We start from the raw sequence: 19,525 nt of genomic DNA, 5'->3' as shown, positions 1-19,525 counted from the left end.
AGAAGCCCCGCGGCTCCTCTCATTTTTTTTATTTCTTCGCTTCTTTCCTGAAAGCTTCCAGGAATTCGTCGAATGATACTGTTTCTGATTTTTGTTCGCCGTATTTACGGACATTGACAGCCTTATCAGCCACTTCGTTGTCACCGACAACCAGCATATAAGGAACTTTTTGCATTTGAGCTTCACGGATTTTGTAGCCGATCTTCTCGTCACGGCTGTCAATCTCAACACGGAAGCCCTCTGCCTTGAGCTTTTCCTTGATTTCACGAGCATAATCGAAGTGTACAGCTGGTGAAACAGGAATAATCTGAGCCTGGACTGGAGCAAGCCAAGTTGGGAATGCACCTTTGTATTCTTCGATCAGGAAGGCAACGAATCGTTCCATCGTCGATACTACACCGCGGTGGATAACGACTGGGCGATGATGCTTTCCGTCTTCTCCGATATAAGTCAATTCGAAGCGCTCTGGAAGCAAGAAATCAAGCTGGACAGTTGAAAGAGTTTCCTCTTTGCCAAGCGCAGTCTTTACCTGGACGTCAAGCTTAGGACCGTAGAATGCCGCTTCGCCCTCTGCTTCAAAGTACTCAAGACCCATTTCATCCATTGCTTCCTTAAGCATGGCCTGGGCTTTTTCCCACATTTGGTCATCATCGAAGTACTTTTCCTTGTCCTCTGGATCACGGTAGGACAGACGGAAGGAATAATCATTCATGTCGAAGTCCTTGTATACTTCAAGGACCAGCTGAACAACGCGCTTGAACTCTTCCTTGATCTGGTCGGGACGGACAAAGATATGTGCGTCATTCAAAGTCATGCCGCGTACACGCTGAAGCCCGGCAAGAGCTCCTGACATTTCGTAACGGTGCATCGTTCCAAGCTCAGCGATCCTGATTGGAAGCTCTCTGTAGCTGTGGATGCTGTTTTTGTACACCATCATGTGATGCGGGCAGTTCATCGGTCTTAATACTAGCTGCTCATTTTCCATTTCCATTACAGGGAACATGTTCTCTTGGTAGTGGTCCCAATGGCCGGATGTTTTGTACAGCTCAACACTTCCCATTACAGGAGTGTAGACATGGTCATAACCAAGGCTTACTTCCTTGTCGACAATGTAACGCTCAATAATGCGGCGGATTGTCGCGCCCTTTGGAAGCCAAAGCGGAAGTCCCTGGCCAACCTTTTGAGAGTTAGTGAATAGGTCAAGCTCTTTGCCAAGCTTGCGGTGATCGCGTTCCTTTGCTTCCTCAATCAATCGGAGGTGCTCTTTCAAATCCTCTTTCTTGAAGAAAGCAGTACCATAGATACGCTGAAGCATCTTGTTGTCGCTGTCTCCGCGCCAGTATGCGCCAGCAATGCTGAGCAGCTTGAACTCCTTCAATTTGCCTGTTGATGGGACATGGACACCGCGGCAAAGATCAACAAAATCTCCCTGCTCATACAGAGTCACTTTTTCATCAGCCGGAATCGCCTCGATCAACTCAAGCTTATATTCGTCACCGATTTCCTTGAAGAATTCTACAGCTTCTTCACGGCTGACCTCTTTACGGACAATCTCAATATTTTCATTGATGATTTTGTTCATTTCTTTTTCAATCGCAGGAAGGTCCTCTGGAGTCAATGACTCCTCCATATCGATATCATAATAGAATCCGCCTTCAATTACAGGACCGACTCCAAGTTTGACGTTTTTATAAAGACGCTTGATTGCCTGTGCCATTAAGTGAGCTGAGCTGTGGCGCAGGATTTCTAAAGCTTCCGGATGATCAGGTGTCACGATCTCGATGGACACGTCCTCTTCAATCGGTCTGCGGAGATCATACGGCTTTCCATTTACCATACCGGCAATGGCTTTCTTCTTGAGGCCCGGGCTGATTGAGCTCGCAATATCTTCAGTAGATGTTCCTGCCGGAAACTCCTTCACTGCTCCATCTGGAAACGAAATTTTTAACATGTCTGCCATTGGCTTTTCCTCCTTTTAAGATATGCGCATTTTTTGCGCAAAAAAATAAAAAAACCCGCCCCTGAAACAGGGACGAGTTTGATCACACGTGGTTCCACCCAATTTTTCATCCCACGCCAAAAGAGGCACAGGAATGACTTGGTTGAGATAACGGCAGCTGCCGCCAGCCAATACTTGCAAAGAAGCGTTCATAGCTGGAGTTCAAAGGTGGTAAGCATCTCTTTAGTGTTAGGAAGTTTTCAGCCTTGCCTTCCCTCTCTGGAAACCTTTCAAGAAAGCCCGTATCCTTATCATTACTTTTGCTAAATAATTTAAGTATGTACGTAATTATAGTTTGTAATGTTTTGAAAATCAAGTAGGCTATCGTACATTTTCATTATCCTTGTTAAAAAAATTCATCCGATCCAATTCAAACGCAGAAATCGGGCTCACTTCGACCCTTTCCTCAAAAATATTGAGGATGGTACGAACGAGAGGCTGCTGCTGGTCATCAGTATATAAATAAATCCTGTTTGGCGCGATTGACAATAGCGGAGCAATTGTCGCAGAGTCGACGTACACCGGGTGATTGACAAGCAGTCTTCGGTCGATGGCCTTGAACAGATCGCTTCGCTTGAGTTCTGTAAAATGCTGGTTATAAAAGGACATATTTTCACCAATGATCAGATACAGATGATTCATCTGTGAATTCCTGTCTGCCAGGAAATTACGAAGAGTATGGATAAACACCTGATATTCCTGTTCCATTTTGTATTCATCAATGGCTACTTCCAGCCATTGGGATAGCCGCTCCAAATAGGCCTTCAGCCTGAACTTCACAAAAGAATCGAACGAGAAAGAGATCTTTTCATTAAAAATCTCATTGATCGCCTGTTTAATATGCCCCTCCTCATCGAATCCTTCCAGGAATGGGGTCAGTTCCTCCCGTTCACCTTCCAGGACGGAGTAGATGATATCAATGATTTGTTCCTGCTCCTCCTCATCGGTAAAAAAATATCCATCCGCCAATATGGACCTGAACCAATCATCCCGCTTTGTCAAAATCAAAAAATCATAAAAACTGTTTTTTAGCTCGGTGAGCAGCCCATCTTTAAAAAATTCTTCAGGTATTTGCACTCTATTTCGATCTTCATTAAGAAGAATAACATTCGTTTCCTGCCATGAAGCGAGCCTGGTGATCAGATGCTGGTACAGCTTCCAGGCATCCTGCTTTTTTCGGAAGATGATTTCAATCAACCATATCCCCCCTTTATAAATAATCCCTGATTATATATATGGGGAACTTGGCCAATTTAGAAGTGGAGTAATTGCAGATTATCCGGTCAAAAAAAGAGGCCGCAGTGCAGGCTGCGGCATTCATGTGTTAATTTGCTTTATATTCTGCGGTTCTTGCCTTCTACCTTGACCGGATCGGCCAGATACTTGATCCGCTCCATGATTCTCGCGGCCTTGAGCTGCTCTTCTTCTCCGCGCTGGCTGTGCGTCAAATGATGCTCCAGCCCTTTCAGGTCGAAATTGGAGGTGAAGAATGTCGGCAGGTTTTCGAGCATGCGGAATTGCAGGATCGTCCCCAAAATCTCATCGCGTGCCCAGCTGCTCATTGTTTCAGCTCCTAAATCATCAAGCATCAGGACATTTGCTTTTTTGATCGCTTCCAGCTTGTCATTTACACTGTGGTCGCCGATTGCGTTTTTCATTTCCCTGAAGAATTCAGGCACATAGACAATCAAGGAGCTTACTTGCTTTTGAGCAAGCTCGTTGGCGATGGCTCCAAGAAGGTATGACTTCCCTGTCCCGAACGGACCGTGCAGAAAAAGTCCTTTCTGCTTCTTGCCTGGTTCATAATTCTCAACAAAATCCTTGGCCATCTTAATTGCCTTGAATCTTCCCTGATCATCAAGCTCGATGCCGCCGAAGGATGCCTTCAAAATCTCCTTGGGCACATATATGCTATTGATCAGGCGGGCATGCTTTTGCTGTTCGTCATGAACGACTTTTTTCTTGCAGCGGTCATATTTAATTTCGATATATTTCCCTTTGATAAAAAGTTCAGGCTCATAGCCCTTGATCATATTCCTGCACGCAGACAAACTAGGACAGTCTTCGCATCCCTTGCTCTGGTTTGTGAACTCATACAGCTTGCTCATGCTTCCGTCCAGCATTTCGCGGGTTATGCTATCTGCATTTTCGTCAAGGAATTGTTTAACATGCTGGTCCTGCATGACCTGCCGTTTGATTGCCTCATAGCGGCTCTGGAAATTCTGGTTATTCGCCAGTTTTTTTAGAGTTTCATTTATATTTTGCATTGGAGTCACCTCCCGGATTTAAATTTCTTCAGTTCTTCTTCAAGTTTTCTCTTCTCTGTTTCGTAATCAGCGTCTTCTACCGCACCCGCTGCCTGTCCTGCTTGTTCATCCTCAAGCTTCTTTCCGAACCAATCAGGCAATACTTCTTTACGGACTGGCTTGCGCTTATTTTGTGCAGCAGGGGCTTTCTTGCCCTCCGCCCAGTCGAGGTATTGACGGTGTTCATTTTTAGCCAGCTGCATCGCATCCTTGACAGTCGATATTTTCTTTCGTGCCCAGTGGCTGGCAATTTTCTCGATATATCCCTTTGTCAGCTTCTTATCAGTCTTGAGCATAACATAATCAACCAAAACATTCACGACTCCCGGAAGCAATTTCTGGTTGAATATAATATCCTCCACGATTTGCAAATCTGATTTCGAAGGCTCAGCGCCGCCGGAATAATCAATCAGGAGCTGGCGGGGAGAGGTTCTTTCAAAATAGAGGATCAGTTCCTCCTCCTGCGATTTCGGCTCTTCAATCCCTGCTTTATGCTGGGCAGGCTGAACACGGTCAAGCAGCGCCGGAAGCTGGTCCTGGTATTCAAATTGATACCAGTCGCGCGCTGCCTTCCGCAATTCCTCAATATCGATCTCGTTATCCGCATTTACAGCGCTTAGGACGATATTTTTCATTTTCAGCGCATCAATTCCATACAGGAAAGCAAGATTGCTGATCGCTTCCTTCACTTTGGCGGTGAAGGCTTTTTTCGGCAATAGAGTTTCCTTCATGCCGCCGATCAGCAATTCAAAATTGAATTCTTCCAGCGGGATCTGGATTTTATTCGGCTCAGCTCTTCCGATAAAAGCGGTTCCGTCTGCTGATTGCAAATCAAGAGCTGATTCTGGATTTTGCATTAATGCTTCAGGCGATACAGAGGCGAACACATCCTGAAATTCTTTAGTTATTTCCGCGTATTCCAGGTTTGGAGCCACTATTCTGTCGCTGAAGAACCGCTTAAGCCGCAGGAATTGATTTTTGCCAACCTTGCGATACAGGTATACATTCAGCATTCCATCCAGGAAGAACTGTTCAGGTGTAAGCGGCGGCTGAAGTTGATAGATAAAAGAGCGGCCATCCTCCCCATTTTTCACAAAAGTCTTCAGCAGGCCCATTCCTTCCAGCTTCTGGCGTGCATGGTAAATATCCTTCAGGTTCATATCCATGACGGTCATTAAATTATGGTGTGTCACCGGCTCTGACCAAAGCCGGTTTTCTTCAAGCTCTGCCCATAGCGTCATGTAAAGGCTTAAACATGATGGACCAATTAAAGGCTGATATAAAAAGGTCAGCACTTTGCGATCATATTCATGCAGCAGTCCTCCGGAAGCAACAATATACTGATCTATAGGCAATGTTTCCTGCCAATGCTGAGCCATCACATACCCCTCCATGTCTATAAAAAAAGCTGAAGTTCCCTTCAGCTTCCTCAGGATTTCTTAAATATTTATGACATACTTTTTATTTAAGGCTCTTTTCTAATACTTTGTTGCTATTCTATATGCTTTTGAAATCACCTTCTAAATGGTTTTTTAAAGAAGGCTTTGCAATAAAAGGCTGTTGATTTCCGTTCCAGGCGCTTCGCTTTCCTCTGAAAAATTATGAAAAAGCCCAATAGCCGGCTTTTTCAAGAGCAAATTTTTCCTAGGGCGTGCGCTGAGCCTCCTCGTCGCTTTCGCTCCTGCGGGGTCTCACCTGCCCGCTTCATCCCGCAGGAGTCTACGCGCTCAATCAACAGGACCTTAATTCAATATTAATGAAAGCAACAATCTTTGCGAAAACAGCCTTATTTAAACAATTATGATCTTTCCTTCTTAAGCAAGTCCTTCAGTTCATCAATAAAAACATTAATATCTTTAAATTGGCGATAAACAGATGCAAACCGGACATAGGCAACCTCATCTACATTGGCAAGCCTGTCCATGACCATTTCGCCCACTGCTTCACTTTTCACTTCAGAAACGCCCTGGCTCCTGAGTTCCTTTTCAACCTCTGAAGCAAGTTCCTCCAATTCCTTCAAAGCGACCGGACGTTTCTCACAGGCCTTAATCAAGCCTCTGAGGAGTTTTTCACGGTTGAATTCCTCCCGCGTTCCTTCTTTCTTGACCACAATCAAAGGAATTTCTTCCACTTTTTCAAAGGTAGTGAACCGATACCCGCATTCTTCACATTCACGTCTGCGGCGAATGGAACGGCTATCATCAACCGGTCTTGAATCAAGGACTCGGGTAGAATTATTTTGGCAAGTTGGACATTTCATTTCGATCAGCTCCGAATATCTTGAAATAATGTAGTGATGGATAACCGCATAATGCAGGCGCTTTCCTTTTTCGCCGCCAATCGGCGAGTTTTCTTTATTCCTTACTAATATCTTATAAAAAAGATGAAAGCCGGACAAGAGGAACTATTTATTTCCATGAATACCCGAACCAATATATGTATGCGCCTTGTCCAATTTTTGATAAAAATGGGACATATCTTTTCTTAGGGCAGGGTTCACACCTGCCAAAGAAAACTTTTCTGTTGAGATATGCATATCCACCGCAGTCTCGAATGGCTTCGTCGTCACAATGGTCACTGTTAAAAAGGCAGGAATTCCCCTGTTCAGCTCAGCTGAAATTTCCCCATGCTCCTTTGACACGCTTGTGATTTTCGCTGACGGCTCTGATCTCAGAAGATCTTCTACGGTTTGAAAGACCTGGTTGAAATTCGCTTTATAATATCGCGTCCTCAGCTGCTCGTCGCTGCTGTTCTCGCTTGTTCCACTAAATTTTTGAAAACGACCTGTAAGGGCTTTGAACATAAAATGGTCCTCCTGCAATTTGTTATAGTTACAGTGTACCGTATTTTCAAAATAAATTAAAAAGAGGTGTATCGCTACACCTCTTGTACATTCATATTTTCAATTATAGAGCTTTAGCTTGTGCCTGTTTCACTTGCACAGGGCCCATTCCGCGCGGAAGTTCGATGTTCTCACGAGTTTGAGCGCCAAGAGCTTCTGCAATATAGTCAGCTGCAATATTAGGATTTAGATCGCCGCATGTGTAAACATCAATGCTTGCGTATCCATGTTCTGGGAAGCTGTGAATAGTTAAATGAGATTCAGAGATAATGACAACTCCGCTTACACCCTGCGGCGCAAATTTATGGAATGCAACCTCGCGGATTTCAGCACCTGATTTTAAAGCAGCTGAAACGAAAGTCTGTTCAATATACTCCATATCATTCAATTTTTCAAAATCGCAACCCCAAAGTTCAGAAATTACATGACGTCCCATTGTTTCCATTATTCAATTTCCCCCTCTAACATTATTAGAATGAAATCCTTAGTTTCAATGGTATCTTAACTACCACGGGGGAAAGTTAGTCCAGAGAGGTCCTAACCCTTTAAGTAGCCAATTGGTACCGTTATTAAGAAGTTCACGATGACTAGTATACTTCCTTTATATTTATTTTGCAACACATGAAAACAAAATTTTTTAGCGATTTTTCAGTTTAATCTCACCTAGTTTCATATATTGCTATAACAAAGGCTTTTCTGACTTTTTACTGGCGCTTCTATTCATTGATTTTTGGTTCGTTATAAGTCTGTTGATTTTCGCTCCAGACGCTTCGCTTTCCTCAGAAAAATTATGAAAAAGCACAATTGCCGGCTTTTTCAAGAGCAAATTTTTCTTGGGGCGTGCGGTGAGCCTCCCCGCCGCTGCGCTCCTGCGGGGTCTCACCTGTCCCGCTGCTTCCCGAAGGAGTCTGCGCGTCTTCCACTACAATCAACAGGTGTTAACAAAAAACTTAGGGCTCTAATAACAAAAAAAAGCCTGCCGGATCTAATCCCGGCAAGCTTCTTGCAAATTTGTTCAACCAACCTTCATGGCCGGTGAATTTGACATGGCATGGGCTACATGCTTTGCAAGGTCCACGACTCTGCTGGAATAGCCCCATTCATTGTCGTACCATGCCAGTACCTTCACCTTGTTTGCACCGATTACCATTGTTGACAGTCCATCGATGATCGCTGAATGCTCATTCGTGTTAAAGTCGATCGAAACAAGCGGATCGGTTGTGATATCAAGAATTCCATTCAGCTTGCCCTTTGCTGCTGAATAGAAAGCATCATTGATTTCATCCACAGTCACTTCACGTTTCAGGTCAACCACAAGGTCTACAAGTGAGACGTTTGGTGTTGGAACCCTCAATGCCATACCATGCAATTTCCCTTTTAACTGAGGCAGTACAAGAGACAGCGCTTTTGCTGCTCCAGTCGAAGTTGGAATGATTGACTGGCCGCATGAACGCGCTCTGCGCAGATCCTTATGCGGATTATCGATATTATTTTGGTCATTCGTGTATGCATGGACTGTTGTCATCAGGCCGTTATCAATTCCGAATGTATCATCAAGAACCTTTGCCACAGGAGCAAGGCAGTTTGTTGTGCAGGACGCATTGGAAATAATGTCATGCTCTTCAATATTTAATGCGCTTTCATTTACACCCATAACAATAGTGATATCTTCATTTGTTCCAGGTGCTGTCAGGATCACTTTCCTGGCGCCAGCATCTAGATGAAGCGCTGCTTTGTCACGTGAATTGAACTTGCCGGTAGCTTCTATGACAATATCAATCTTCATTTCTTTCCATGGCAATTCAGCAGGATTACGATTGCTTAATAGCTTAACTGTTTTACCGTTAACGATTAAGTGATCGTCAGCAGGAATTACTTCCCCTGAGAATTGTCCATGTGTTGAATCATATTTAATTAAATGCGCCAGCGTTTCTGCTGGATAGCTCGCATTAATTGCTACTACTTCGAAATTGTTTTCCAAAATGGCTCTTCTGAAAACCATTCTGCCAATTCTCCCAAAACCGTTTATCGCTATTCTCGCCTTCATTATACGGCCCCTTCCGAATTAGTGTTATACTTAATAACCCCTTTGTATGGTATTAGTATAACATATTAAAATTTATTTGTGATATATAAAAGCACACATTTTAAATTTAAAATAATTCTGATAATAATAACTGAAAGTTATACTGGGATTATTTTGGAGTAAACAAGATTCAAAGGGAAAGAACAGGGATTTTATTATTGGAAATCCGGATTATAACCAGAGAAATGAAAGTTATGAAGACAATAAAAAAAAGAGCCATTCCAGGCTCTTTAGATTCCCCATTTCTTCAAAATGTCCTTAAGCTGCTGTTTACTTTCCTCAATGCTGCCGTTATTGTCAATGACCGCGTCTGCCAGACCGACTTTATCCTGAATCGGCATCTGCGAATTGATTCTGGCCATTGCCTCTTCCTTAGAAAAACCGTTTCGGTCCATCAGCCTTTCCAGCTGTGTCTGTTCATTGACGTAGACAACAATAATTTTTTCCACTAGCGCTGTCAGCTTGCTCTCGAATAAAAGCGGGATATCCATCACGATCGCTTTTTCGTTTGCTTCTTCCGCAAGCTTCCTTTTTTGAGCCATCCTTCCACGGACAGCTGGGTGGACAATTGAATTAAGCATTTTTCTTTTTTCACTGTCATTGAACACAATACTGCCTAATTTCGGGCGATTTATAGCTCCATTTTCATCGAGTATTTCCTCACCAAAAAAACTGACAATGTCGCTGTATGCTTTTTCTCCTTTTTCAACTGCAAGCCTGGCCTCGATATCGGCATCGATGACTGGAATGCCCATTTCGGCAAACATCGCCGATATGGTGCTTTTCCCGCTTGCTATCCCTCCAGTCAATCCAATAACTAGTGACATTGTTCCTGTATCCTTTCGCCGGGCATTTACATTTTAAGAAGCCCAATAATGATTAATAAAATTCCTGGTACAAATGAAAATTTCTGCATCCAGCCGCTCTTGGCAAAGTAACTGCCCAGCTTCATTCCTGCATAGACAAAAATCGAACTCATGCAGGCTGCCGCAAGAGCCAATTTTGCCGGTGATAAACCAAGCAAAGCGGCGCCGATACCCGCGCCGAACGCATCAAGCGACAAGGCAAGGCCAAGCATGACGGCTTCTATACCGTTAATTGTACCTGAGCGGTCAAAGTCAGCAGTCATCGGCTTCTTCAGGATATTGATGACAATGCCCAGGGACTTTATTTCAAAATTCATAATGATTTTTTCATGACAGAGCAGTTCGTTTTTATCGGGACGAAAAAACTGGATAAGAATCCATCCCCCAAGCAAAATCAACACAGCCCCGCCAAGCTTTTCTGCCAAATCAGGCGAGAAAAAGCTCTCCAAAAGTTGCCCAATCATCATCGCAGCCATCAAAACAGCTGCTGAACAAACCGCGATTACAGCTATTGATTTCAGCGGTATCTTCATTTTCCGCAATCCATACGTTAACCCTACACTAAAACTGTCAAGACTGACAGCGAATGCAAGTAAAAGCAGGGAGATTGTTTGCGCCATAAACTAAGCTCCTTCCTGTCAATCGCTACGTTAGTATATGGAAGGAGCCTATTTATGGTGAGTAAAACAACCTGTCTATCAAATGAATTATTGGGCGATTACAGCTGCTGGCATTTAGGGCAGTAATGTGTGCCCCTTCCGCCTACAACTGTTTTTTCCAGTGGTGTTCCGCATACTTTGCATGGCTCGTTTTTGCGGCCATACACAAAAAGCTGCAGCTGGAACATCCCTATCTGGCCTTGTGAATTGACATAAGAGCGGATGGTACTGCCGCCTTTTTCAACAGCCTCGGAAAGCGTGCTGACAATTTCCTTGTGTAAAACTGCCTCCTCCTCGGGAGTGAGGGTATTCGCAATCCGCTCCGGATGGATGCCAGCTCTGAACAATGCTTCATCTACATAAATGTTCCCAAGCCCGACAAGGATTTTTTGATCCAGCAATGCAGGTTTAATTTTTCGATTTGTCTTCTTAAGTTTTTCTGATAGCCACTCAAGCGTAAACTCTTCTGAAAAAGGCTCCGGACCCAGATCCGCAAGAGGCTGGGTATCAAACTCTTTACCTTTTTCATACAAATGCATGGTTCCGAACTTGCGGACATCCTTATATCGCAATTGAGTGCCATCGGTAAAATGAAAGATCACATGCGTATGCTTGTCCACAGGTTCATCTGCTTTAAATAGGCCGTACTTGCCCTCCATCCGGAGATGGGAGACAAGTGCGTAAAGTTCCGTATAAAGGATGAGGAATTTCCCTCTCCGTCCGATTTCCTTGATGGTTTGCCCCTTCAGTGCATCATTGAATTGCTCGACTTCATCAGGGCGCTTGATCATTTTCGGCCAGAAAACTGAGACCTGGCCGATTTCTTTCCCAATTGCAAGAACCTCAAGAGTTCTCCGTACGGTTTCTACCTCTGGCAATTCAGGCATACGATCCCGCCTTTCCTGGCTTATTTCCATTCTGTTATCCTTTAGCCCAGCATCTACTTGGCGTCGTACCACGTTGGGCCATAAGCGTAATCCACTTTAAGAGGGACTTTAAGCTCGATTGCGTTTTCCATGACGTCCGGAACGATCTTCTTCAGCGTTTCAATTTCGTCCTCTGGTGCTTCAAAGATCAATTCATCGTGCACCTGGAGCAGCAGCCTTGACTTCAGGCCTTCATCCTTCAGCCTTTCAGCCATATCGATCATGGCCTTTTTAATAATATCCGCCGCACTGCCCTGGATTGGCGTATTCATTGCTGTCCGTTCTGCAAAGCTTCTCAAATTGAAATTTCTGCTTGTGATTTCCGGGATGTATCTGCGGCGATGGAGCAGAGTCTGCACATATCCCTTTTGTTTAGCATCCTTAACGATCTCATCCATATACTGTTTCACACCAGGATAGCTTTCCAGATAACGTTCAATGAATTCGCCCGCTTCCTTTCTCGTAATGCTAAGGCTTTGAGAAAGGCCGTAATCACTGATTCCATATACGATTCCAAAGTTAACTGCCTTGGCATGGCGGCGCATATTCGAAGTGACTTCCTCAGCGCCTACGTTGAAGACCTCCATCGCGGTCTTTGTATGGATATCCATATCATTCTGGAAGGCCTCGATTAATTTTTCGTCGCCTGCAATATGTGCGAGCACCCTCAGCTCAATTTGCGAGTAGTCAGCCGCAAAGATGACCCAATCCTTTTCTGATGGAACAAAAGCCTGTCTGATCTTCCGGCCTTCCTCCAGCCTGATGGGGATATTCTGCAGGTTTGGATCTGTGGAACTTAATCTTCCGGTGGCAGTCAGAGCCTGGTTGAACCTTGTATGCACCTTCTGCGTTCCTTTATTGACGACCTTCTGCAGTCCTTCAATATATGTGGACTGAAGCTTTCCAAGCTGGCGATAGTTCAGGATTTCCTCGATGATTTTATGCTTTGGTGCGAGCTTTTCAAGAACATCAGCAGACGTGGAATAGCCTGTCTTTGTCTTCTTTGCTGCCGGCAAACCCAGTTTTTCAAAAAGGATGATTCCTAGCTGCTTAGGAGAATTAATATTGAATTGCTCTCCTGCCATTTCAAAAATCTTTGTCTCAATTTCAGCAAGCCGGCCCTTGATTTCTTCCCCCATATTTCCAAGACGCTCCATATCGAGCTTGATGCCCTGGTATTCCATATCGGCCAGGACAAGAGAAAGCGGCATTTCAAGACTGCTGAATAGCTCATGCTGATCATTTTCCCATAACTCATTCTCGAGCTTCTCTTTCAAGGACGTCAAAGCTGCTGCCTTGCGTACGAGGTGTTCCCCAAGCGTATTTTCCTCTGGAATCCTTCGCTTGGCACCTTTTCCATATACAGCCTCATCTGACTGGACACTCATAAAACCATGCTGCCTTGCTACTTCCGCAAGGTCATCATGGGATTCGGACGGGTTGATGATGTAGGAAGCAAGCGCGACATCGAAGTCAGCGCCCTTCAGATGAATGCCCTGGTGGCGCAATGAAACTTCTGAACTTTTTGCATCATACACTGTCTTTTTGCAAGTTTCATCTTCTGCCCATTTTTTGAAAGCCTCTGATTCCAGAGCCATTTTGGCGGGCAGATAGAAGTTTCCTTTTTCGCTTACGACTGCAAAGCCGACAATATCAGCATAATGATAGTTGTCTTCCAATACTTCCACATAAAAGCCGCTGTCACTGCCTAACATCTCCGCACTGATTTGCTCAGGCTGTTCAAACTCGATCTCCTCAAGCTCGACTGTATCACCAGCTTCTACATCCCCGCCAACCTTGTCCAGCAATGAATTGAAGCCCAGCTCCTTGAAGATTTTTATGACCTTCTCTTTTTCCGAGCCTTCATATTCCAATTGGTCAAGCCCAATTTCTACAGGTGCTTCCCTTGTTATGGTTGCAAGCTCCTTGCTCATCACTGCCTGGTCCTTGAATTCCTCCAGCTTTTCCTGGAGCTTTTTCCCGCTCACCTTATCGATTGACTGCAGCAGGTTTTCAAGGGTCCCATACTCTTTTAAAAGCTTGATCGCTGTTTTCTCGCCTACTCCTGGAACGCCCGGTATATTATCGGAAGCATCCCCCATAAGACCCTTCATATCGATAATCTGCTCTGCAGTCAGCCCGTACTTTTCCTGGATATGCTGAGGTGTATATTCCTCAATGTCGGTGATTCCTTTTCGTGTAATGCTGACAGTTGTATGGTCAGAGCTTAATTGAGTCAAATCCTTATCTCCAGAGATGACCTTGGTTTCGAAGCCTTCTTTTTCAGCCAGCAAGCTTAAAGTGCCAATAATATCATCGGCTTCGTAGTTTTCCAGCTCATATTGAGGAATGCTGTATGCCTTCAATAATTCACGAATGAAAGGAAATTGCTCTGATAGCTCAGGCGGAGTCTTTTGTCTCCCGCCCTTGTATTCACTGAAAGTCTTGTGCCTGAAGGTCGTTTTCCCCGCATCAAAGGCAACCAGGATGTGCGATGGCTTTTCATCCTCAAGAATTTTCATTAGCATCATTGTAAAACCATAAACAGCATTCGTATGTATCCCTTTTTCATTATTCAATAGCGGCAGCGCAAAAAACGCACGGTAGGCTATACTGTTCCCATCTATCAAAACAAGTTTTTTAGACATGTGTTTCCTCCTCATTTTATGAAAGTTTTCCATGTAAGTACTGGCAGCATTTTTTCATTTAGGCTCAGTTAAAGCTGAAGGTTGATTTATAAACGCTGTTGATTGTAGTGGAAGGCGCATAGACTCCTTCGGGATTTAGCGGGCAGGTGAGACCCCGCAGAAGCGGAGCGACGAGGAGGCTCACCGCACGCCCCAAGAAGAATTTGCTCATAAAAAAGCCAGCAGTTGGGTTTTTCATAATTCTTCAGAGGAAAGCGAAGCGCCTGGAACAAAAATCAACAGCCTTGTTTAACAAAGCCTTCATTTAAGAAAATTTCAACTTTCGCAAAGCACCCTATATAAACATAGATCTAAACAATAATAAAGACCGTTAAATCCCTTTCTATTTTATCATGAGAGATGATAGAAAGAAAAATAACGGCCTTGTTATAGTGTTTCAGTATTAGTTTGTGTAGCCCATCAGCATTCTTGCGTATGGGGAGTTGGATGGAAGGACGATGACCGTCTCGCCATTGATGGTCTTTTTATAGGATTCGAGCGTCCGGAACATTGTGTAGAATTCAGGGTCCTTGGAGAAGGACTGGTTATACACCCTTGCTGCCTCTCCTTCCCCTTCACCACGGATCGTTTCAGCATCTGCTGAGGCCTTGGCGAGGAGCTCCTTTACTTCACGGTCGGTCTGGGCTACAATCCGGTTCTTCTCGGCATCCCCCATGGAAAGGTACTCCTGAGCCTTGGATTCACGTTCGGAAATCATCCTTGTAAAAACAGATTTCTCATTCTCTGCTGGCAGGTCAGTCCGCTTCATACGCACATCGGTTACTTCGATACCGTAGTTTCCTCCAGCTAGAAGATCATTCACCTTTTCTGTTACCCTATCATTCAATGAACCCCGGGATGACTTCTCATCATTGATGATTTCGTCATAATCCAGCTGCCCTAGCTCGGAACGGACGACAGAGTAAATGAATTCCTCCATTCTGCCTTCTGCCCCTTCGAGTGTCCTTGCGTTTGAAATCATTTTTTTCGGGTCTTCGATTCGCCAGATCGCATAGTTATCGATCAAAATCCTCTTTTTATCCTTTGTATTGATCTCAGCCTGAGATACATCATAGGTTAATTGATACTTAGGCAATGTCGTCACGCTTTGAACAAACGGGATTTTATAATTCAGCCCCGGCTCCTCTATGATTCTTACAACTTCACCAAATTGGCGGACCACCTTGTATTCACCCTGCTTTACGATAAAGACATTTGTGAAAATGATCACCAGTGACGCGATTAGGATAATGAGAAAAATCCCCAGCTTCGTATAATTTTTTAAATTAGAAGAGCCGCCGCCGCGCTCATTGATATCAATTACGTTTTGATCAGCCATTATCCTTCTCACTGCCTTCCTTTTCCGACTTCGGCTTTTCTGTTTCAAGCGGGCGAATCGGGAAATATTTCATCGTATTCCCCTCATCGTTCATGATGTATATTTCTGTTCCTGGCAGAACCTGTTCCAAAGTTTCGAGGATCAGACGCTGTTTAGTAATATCCGGGCTTTGCTTGTATTCCGCATACAGCTTATTGAAGACTGCAACGTCCCCTCTGGCGCGCTCTATCCTGGCCGCTTTTTCACCTTCTGCCCTTGAGATCAGAGCATCCTTTTCACCCTGCGCTTCATTCAGCTGCTTATTTCTGTATTTTTTGGCTTCATTTATCTTTGTGTTCATTGTCTCTCGCGCATCCGTAACATCTGTAAACGCCGTGCGCACTTCCGCATTTGGAAGTTCAACGTCCTGCAGCTTTACACCAAGGACTGATACGCCCATATCGTATTTGGCTATTAGCGTTGAAAGCAGGTCACGTACTTCAGCTTCGATTTCGGCTTTTCCTGAGGTCAGGGCATCATCAATTTTGGAGCTTCCGATGATACTCCGAACAGATGCAGAAGTAGCATCATATAGGATTTCCTTTGGCTCATCCGCATTGTAAAGATATTTTGCAGGATCAGTTATTTTCCATTGGACAACCAGATCTGCCAGAACGATGTTTTCATCGCCTGTGATCATTTTCGTTTCATCTGGAAATTCTTTAATTTCCCCATTCTTTTGTTCATAGCCAAATTGTAAACTGAATGTTTCCTTCGACAGTTTCTCCACACTTTGGATTGGCCATGGCAGCTTGAAGTGCAAGCCAGGTGTACTGATTCCCTCCTCAACCTTTCCGAACGTCAAAATGACTGCCTGTTCCGATTCATCTACCGTATACCAGGTCGTGAAAGCAACAAGTCCTAGAAGCAGCGCCAGGACAACAATCCCGGTCGTAACATAAATCCTTTTTAAGCTAACCATTCTCTTCCCCTCTTTTCTATCCTTTTGTCTATGTTTGTTTTTACGGATTAAACATTAAAAAGTTTCAAAAAAAAGCATAATCCAAAAGGCCTATATAGACAATGAGAAAAAGCACAAGCGGGGTCTGCTTGTGCCTTTTCTGAGCTCCTTGGATGAAGGGGTCTTCAATAAAGATTGTAGCAGCACAGTGTTAAGCAAAAATAAATCCATTGTTAAGACATTGTAAATTTATCCAGGAAGTGACCAGATTGCAAGTAAAAAAAAAACAGCCGGCTTCAGCCGGCTGTTTAATTCATGTGGACTTAACCGTATATTCAAGAACTCTCAGGAAAACGTTTAAGCAATTTGATCGTAAAGGTTGTTCCCTTTCCTACCTCACTCGTGACTTCAATGGATCCCTTATGTGCTTCTATAATATGCTTCACGATGGCCAAACCAAGGCCCGTTCCGCCTGAATTCCTGCTCCTTGCTTTATCTACCCGGTAAAACCGCTCAAAAATACGGGGAATTTCATTCTTCTCAATCCCAATTCCAGAATCCTTCACCACTAATGAAACCTTTTCTCCCTGCTCTATCAGGGAAATCCTGATTGTAGCGCCATTCGGGGAATAGGTGATGGCATTGCTGACAAGGTTAATCAGCACTTGTTTCAACCGATCAGCATCTCCATCGATTTCAACATTGCCTATGACAGGCGCAAGCTCCAGTTGAATCTCTTTTACTGCAGCTCTGCCCCGCAGGATTCCCAGTACTTCCTCCGCTTCCTTTTCCAGATTTACTTTACCGATTGTCAGCGTGAAGCCGTGCTGTTCGATTTTGGAAAGGTCGAGCAGCTCCTGTATCAGGATTTGCAGGCGGTTGCTTTCTTTTAAAATGATATCCAGGAAAGCTTTCAGTGTCTCCTGATCATTCATCGCGCCATCAAGCAGCGTCTCGGAAAATCCTTTTATCGACGTAATTGGTGTCTTTAATTCATGTGAGACATTCGCGACGAAGTCCTTCCGCATTTGTTCCAGTTTCTTCAGTTCGGTAATATCATGAAAAACAAGGAGGATCCCTTTCCAGACATTGTTCGTTCCAATAATCGGCACACCGTATACCTCAAAATACCGCCGCTCAATTTCAAGTGGCAGTACTACCTGTTTCCGGACTTTTTGCTCGGTCATGAAGATTTCCTCAACCATTTGGGTGATTGCATCATGCTCAATTACTTCATAATAAAGCTTATCGAGATATTCAGAAGGGTCAACATTGAATATTTCTTTATAGGGACGGTTAATCAAATTGATATACCCTCTGCTGTCGATTAAAATCAAACCGCTGCCCATATTTTCAATTAAAGTTGACAAGCGGTCCTGCTGGGACTCCTTCTGCTTCATCAATTCCTGAAGATTCCTGGCCAGAACATTGATAGATGCACTGAGCATACCGGTTTCATCAATGTGGTCTTCGTATGTCCGTGCACGGTAGTTTCCTTTTGCAAGCTCGATTGCAACGTTTGTTGCCGACTCAATTGGCTTTGTGTAGCGATTTGTTATCCGGGACCCGAGAATGATGATAACAATCATGGACATTCCCAGGCTGACAGACAAAATCCACCAGATCTCCCGATATGCCTTTTGAAGTTCGTCAATCTTGGTCGTTAAAAAAACATAACCTTCTTTTTCTTTGTTAAGGATAAGCGGTTTCCAATAATAATGCAGGTCATAGCCTCCGCCGATTTCCAGGTCGCTCTGTTCCCCTGGTTTATCCTCAACAATGTCCCCAATGATTTCTTGATGCCTGCCCATCTTTTCATCAGAAATTTCACCAGTATCGTAACGGATCTTGCCATCCATATCCACCAGTGTAATCCGGGCATCCAAAAGCTTGCCCATGTTTGAAATCTCCTCGGGATTAAGCGAATCCAGGCCGCCATTCTGCTCAATATTGGAGGTTAGCAGGCTCATTTCTATTTTGATCCGTTCATTGAATGAATGAATATAGTAATTTTTGAATAGCTGCCCAAGCACTAGGCCCAGGCCCAGCAAAACGATGATGATCAGGGTTATAAGGGCAAAAAGCAGTCTTGTCCGGTACTTTGTCATTCTCCCTTAGGTTCCTCCAGCTTATAACCAAGACCGCGAATCGTCTTGATATAGGACGGTTTTTTTGTATTTTGTTCGATTTTTTCGCGCAAGTGGCTGATATGTACATCGACAATCCTTGTATCTCCAGCAAAATCATAATTCCAAACGGAGCTCAGCAGCTGGTCACGGGTCAGAACACGGCCTTTATTTTTTGCCAGGAAAAGGAGTAATTCAAATTCCTTAGGCGTGAATTCAAGCAGCTGGTCCATAAAATAAGCCTCATAGAATTCCGGCAGTATCTTTAGTTCCCCGATGCGGATCTGTCCTTCTTCCTCACCCTTTTCCTCGACAGGTTCAGGAAGGGTTTGTACTCTGCGCAGAATCGCTTTTACCCTTGCCACAACCTCACGCGGGCTGAATGGCTTTGTCATGTAATCATCCGCCCCAAGCTCAAGGCCAAGCACTTTGTCAAACTCATCATCCTTGGCAGTCAGCATTAAAATAGGCACATTTATTTTTTGCTGTCGAAGCAGCTTGCACACTTCGATGCCATCGAGCTTGGGAAGCATTAAATCCAATACCATCAAATCCGGCTTCTCTTCTGCTGCCAGTTTGATTCCTTCTTCCCCATCCATTGCTGTCACAACCGTATAGCCTGCCTGTTCCAGGTTATACTTAAGCAGCGTAACGATTGACTGTTCATCATCAACAACCAAGACCTTCTTGTCCATATATGCCTCCAAAAATGTTATTACCCCTGTTTCATCCATTAGCTCTATTTACAT

At 44.1% G+C, this 19,525-nt stretch carries 16 protein-coding genes; all 16 read right to left on the bottom strand.

Going from position 1 to position 19,525, the window contains the following annotated elements; genetic code table 11:
- Positions 1-28: 28 nt before the first annotated feature.
- On the bottom strand, positions 29-1,960 hold the full coding sequence (gene thrS, locus AC3EBE_RS12865; RefSeq protein ID WP_488595438.1) for a threonine--tRNA ligase: 1,932 nt from the start codon (positions 1,958-1,960) through the stop codon (positions 29-31).
- Positions 1,961-2,320: 360 nt separating this feature from the next.
- Positions 2,321-3,196: a putative sporulation protein YtxC gene (gene ytxC, locus AC3EBE_RS12860; RefSeq protein WP_488595437.1), complete on the bottom strand. Its 876-nt coding sequence runs from the start codon at positions 3,194-3,196 to the stop codon at positions 2,321-2,323.
- A gap of 137 nt (positions 3,197-3,333) precedes the next feature.
- Entirely contained in the window at positions 3,334-4,266 is a 933-nt protein-coding gene (gene dnaI, locus AC3EBE_RS12855; RefSeq protein WP_488595436.1) for a primosomal protein DnaI, read from the bottom strand.
- Positions 4,267-4,271: 5 nt separating this feature from the next.
- Positions 4,272-5,684, bottom strand: coding sequence for a replication initiation and membrane attachment family protein (locus tag AC3EBE_RS12850; protein ID WP_488595435.1), 1,413 nt, complete (start codon positions 5,682-5,684; stop codon positions 4,272-4,274).
- 419 nt (positions 5,685-6,103) lie between these two features.
- Positions 6,104-6,565: a transcriptional regulator NrdR gene (nrdR, locus tag AC3EBE_RS12845; RefSeq protein ID WP_488595434.1), complete on the bottom strand. Its 462-nt coding sequence runs from the start codon at positions 6,563-6,565 to the stop codon at positions 6,104-6,106.
- A 144-nt stretch (positions 6,566-6,709) separates the two neighbouring features.
- Positions 6,710-7,108, bottom strand: a complete 399-nt coding sequence (locus tag AC3EBE_RS12840) for a hypothetical protein (RefSeq protein ID WP_488595433.1) — start codon at positions 7,106-7,108, stop codon at positions 6,710-6,712.
- Positions 7,109-7,211: 103 nt separating this feature from the next.
- Positions 7,212-7,592, bottom strand: a complete 381-nt coding sequence (gene speD, locus AC3EBE_RS12835) for an adenosylmethionine decarboxylase (protein ID WP_488595432.1) — start codon at positions 7,590-7,592, stop codon at positions 7,212-7,214.
- A 570-nt stretch (positions 7,593-8,162) separates the two neighbouring features.
- Positions 8,163-9,194 carry a glyceraldehyde-3-phosphate dehydrogenase gene (locus AC3EBE_RS12830; RefSeq protein WP_488595431.1) on the bottom strand — a complete coding sequence of 344 codons (1,032 nt, stop codon included), beginning with the start codon at positions 9,192-9,194 and terminating at the stop codon, positions 8,163-8,165.
- 269 nt (positions 9,195-9,463) lie between these two features.
- Positions 9,464-10,060, bottom strand: a complete 597-nt coding sequence (coaE, locus tag AC3EBE_RS12825) for a dephospho-CoA kinase (protein WP_488595430.1) — start codon at positions 10,058-10,060, stop codon at positions 9,464-9,466.
- Positions 10,061-10,086: 26 nt separating this feature from the next.
- Positions 10,087-10,719: a sporulation membrane protein YtaF gene (gene ytaF / locus AC3EBE_RS12820; RefSeq protein ID WP_488595429.1), complete on the bottom strand. Its 633-nt coding sequence runs from the start codon at positions 10,717-10,719 to the stop codon at positions 10,087-10,089.
- Between the two features lie 98 nt (positions 10,720-10,817).
- Positions 10,818-11,645 carry a DNA-formamidopyrimidine glycosylase gene (mutM, locus tag AC3EBE_RS12815; RefSeq protein ID WP_488595509.1) on the bottom strand — a complete coding sequence of 276 codons (828 nt, stop codon included), beginning with the start codon at positions 11,643-11,645 and terminating at the stop codon, positions 10,818-10,820.
- Between the two features lie 53 nt (positions 11,646-11,698).
- Positions 11,699-14,332 carry a DNA polymerase I gene (gene polA / locus AC3EBE_RS12810; protein WP_488595428.1) on the bottom strand — a complete coding sequence of 878 codons (2,634 nt, stop codon included), beginning with the start codon at positions 14,330-14,332 and terminating at the stop codon, positions 11,699-11,701.
- A gap of 442 nt (positions 14,333-14,774) precedes the next feature.
- Positions 14,775-15,710 (bottom strand): protease modulator HflC, encoded by a 936-nt coding sequence (gene hflC / locus AC3EBE_RS12805; RefSeq protein ID WP_488595427.1) that lies wholly within the window; start codon positions 15,708-15,710, stop codon positions 14,775-14,777.
- Positions 15,703-16,671 (bottom strand): FtsH protease activity modulator HflK, encoded by a 969-nt coding sequence (gene hflK / locus AC3EBE_RS12800; RefSeq protein WP_488595426.1) that lies wholly within the window; start codon positions 16,669-16,671, stop codon positions 15,703-15,705. The genes hflC and hflK overlap by 8 nt, the downstream gene beginning before the upstream one ends.
- A gap of 314 nt (positions 16,672-16,985) precedes the next feature.
- Positions 16,986-18,758 carry a two-component system histidine kinase PnpS gene (gene pnpS / locus AC3EBE_RS12795; protein WP_488595425.1) on the bottom strand — a complete coding sequence of 591 codons (1,773 nt, stop codon included), beginning with the start codon at positions 18,756-18,758 and terminating at the stop codon, positions 16,986-16,988.
- A complete protein-coding gene (locus tag AC3EBE_RS12790; protein WP_488595424.1) occupies positions 18,755-19,471 on the bottom strand; it encodes a response regulator transcription factor in 717 nt (238 codons plus the stop codon). Before AC3EBE_RS12790 ends, pnpS begins: the two co-directional genes overlap by 4 nt.
- Between the last annotated feature and the right edge of the window lie 54 nt (positions 19,472-19,525).

Source organism: Mesobacillus sp., from assembly GCF_057785455.1.
Note: the sequence above shows the minus strand (reverse complement) of the source record. Positions and strands in the feature narration are given on the sequence as shown.

What these genes read in the sequence shown, in the direction of transcription:
- AC3EBE_RS12850 (WP_488595435.1), bottom strand. Translation starts at nt 5,684, where the DNA reads ATGGCTCAGCATTGGCAGGAAACATTGCCTATAGATCAGTATATTGTT.
- AC3EBE_RS12790 (WP_488595424.1), bottom strand. Translation starts at nt 19,471, where the DNA reads ATGGACAAGAAGGTCTTGGTTGTTGATGATGAACAGTCAATCGTTACG.
- hflC (WP_488595427.1), bottom strand. Translation starts at nt 15,710, where the DNA reads ATGGCTGATCAAAACGTAATTGATATCAATGAGCGCGGCGGCGGCTCT.
- speD (WP_488595432.1), bottom strand. Translation starts at nt 7,592, where the DNA reads ATGGAAACAATGGGACGTCATGTAATTTCTGAACTTTGGGGTTGCGAT.
- AC3EBE_RS12840 (WP_488595433.1), bottom strand. Translation starts at nt 7,108, where the DNA reads ATGTTCAAAGCCCTTACAGGTCGTTTTCAAAAATTTAGTGGAACAAGC.
- ytaF (WP_488595429.1), bottom strand. Translation starts at nt 10,719, where the DNA reads ATGGCGCAAACAATCTCCCTGCTTTTACTTGCATTCGCTGTCAGTCTT.
- AC3EBE_RS12830 (WP_488595431.1), bottom strand. Translation starts at nt 9,194, where the DNA reads ATGAAGGCGAGAATAGCGATAAACGGTTTTGGGAGAATTGGCAGAATG.
- dnaI (WP_488595436.1), bottom strand. Translation starts at nt 4,266, where the DNA reads ATGCAAAATATAAATGAAACTCTAAAAAAACTGGCGAATAACCAGAAT.
- nrdR (WP_488595434.1), bottom strand. Translation starts at nt 6,565, where the DNA reads ATGAAATGTCCAACTTGCCAAAATAATTCTACCCGAGTCCTTGATTCA.
- thrS (WP_488595438.1), bottom strand. Translation starts at nt 1,960, where the DNA reads ATGGCAGACATGTTAAAAATTTCGTTTCCAGATGGAGCAGTGAAGGAG.
- polA (WP_488595428.1), bottom strand. Translation starts at nt 14,332, where the DNA reads ATGTCTAAAAAACTTGTTTTGATAGATGGGAACAGTATAGCCTACCGT.
- pnpS (WP_488595425.1), bottom strand. Translation starts at nt 18,758, where the DNA reads ATGACAAAGTACCGGACAAGACTGCTTTTTGCCCTTATAACCCTGATC.
- coaE (WP_488595430.1), bottom strand. Translation starts at nt 10,060, where the DNA reads ATGTCACTAGTTATTGGATTGACTGGAGGGATAGCAAGCGGGAAAAGC.
- hflK (WP_488595426.1), bottom strand. Translation starts at nt 16,671, where the DNA reads ATGGTTAGCTTAAAAAGGATTTATGTTACGACCGGGATTGTTGTCCTG.
- mutM (WP_488595509.1), bottom strand. Translation starts at nt 11,645, where the DNA reads ATGCCTGAATTGCCAGAGGTAGAAACCGTACGGAGAACTCTTGAGGTT.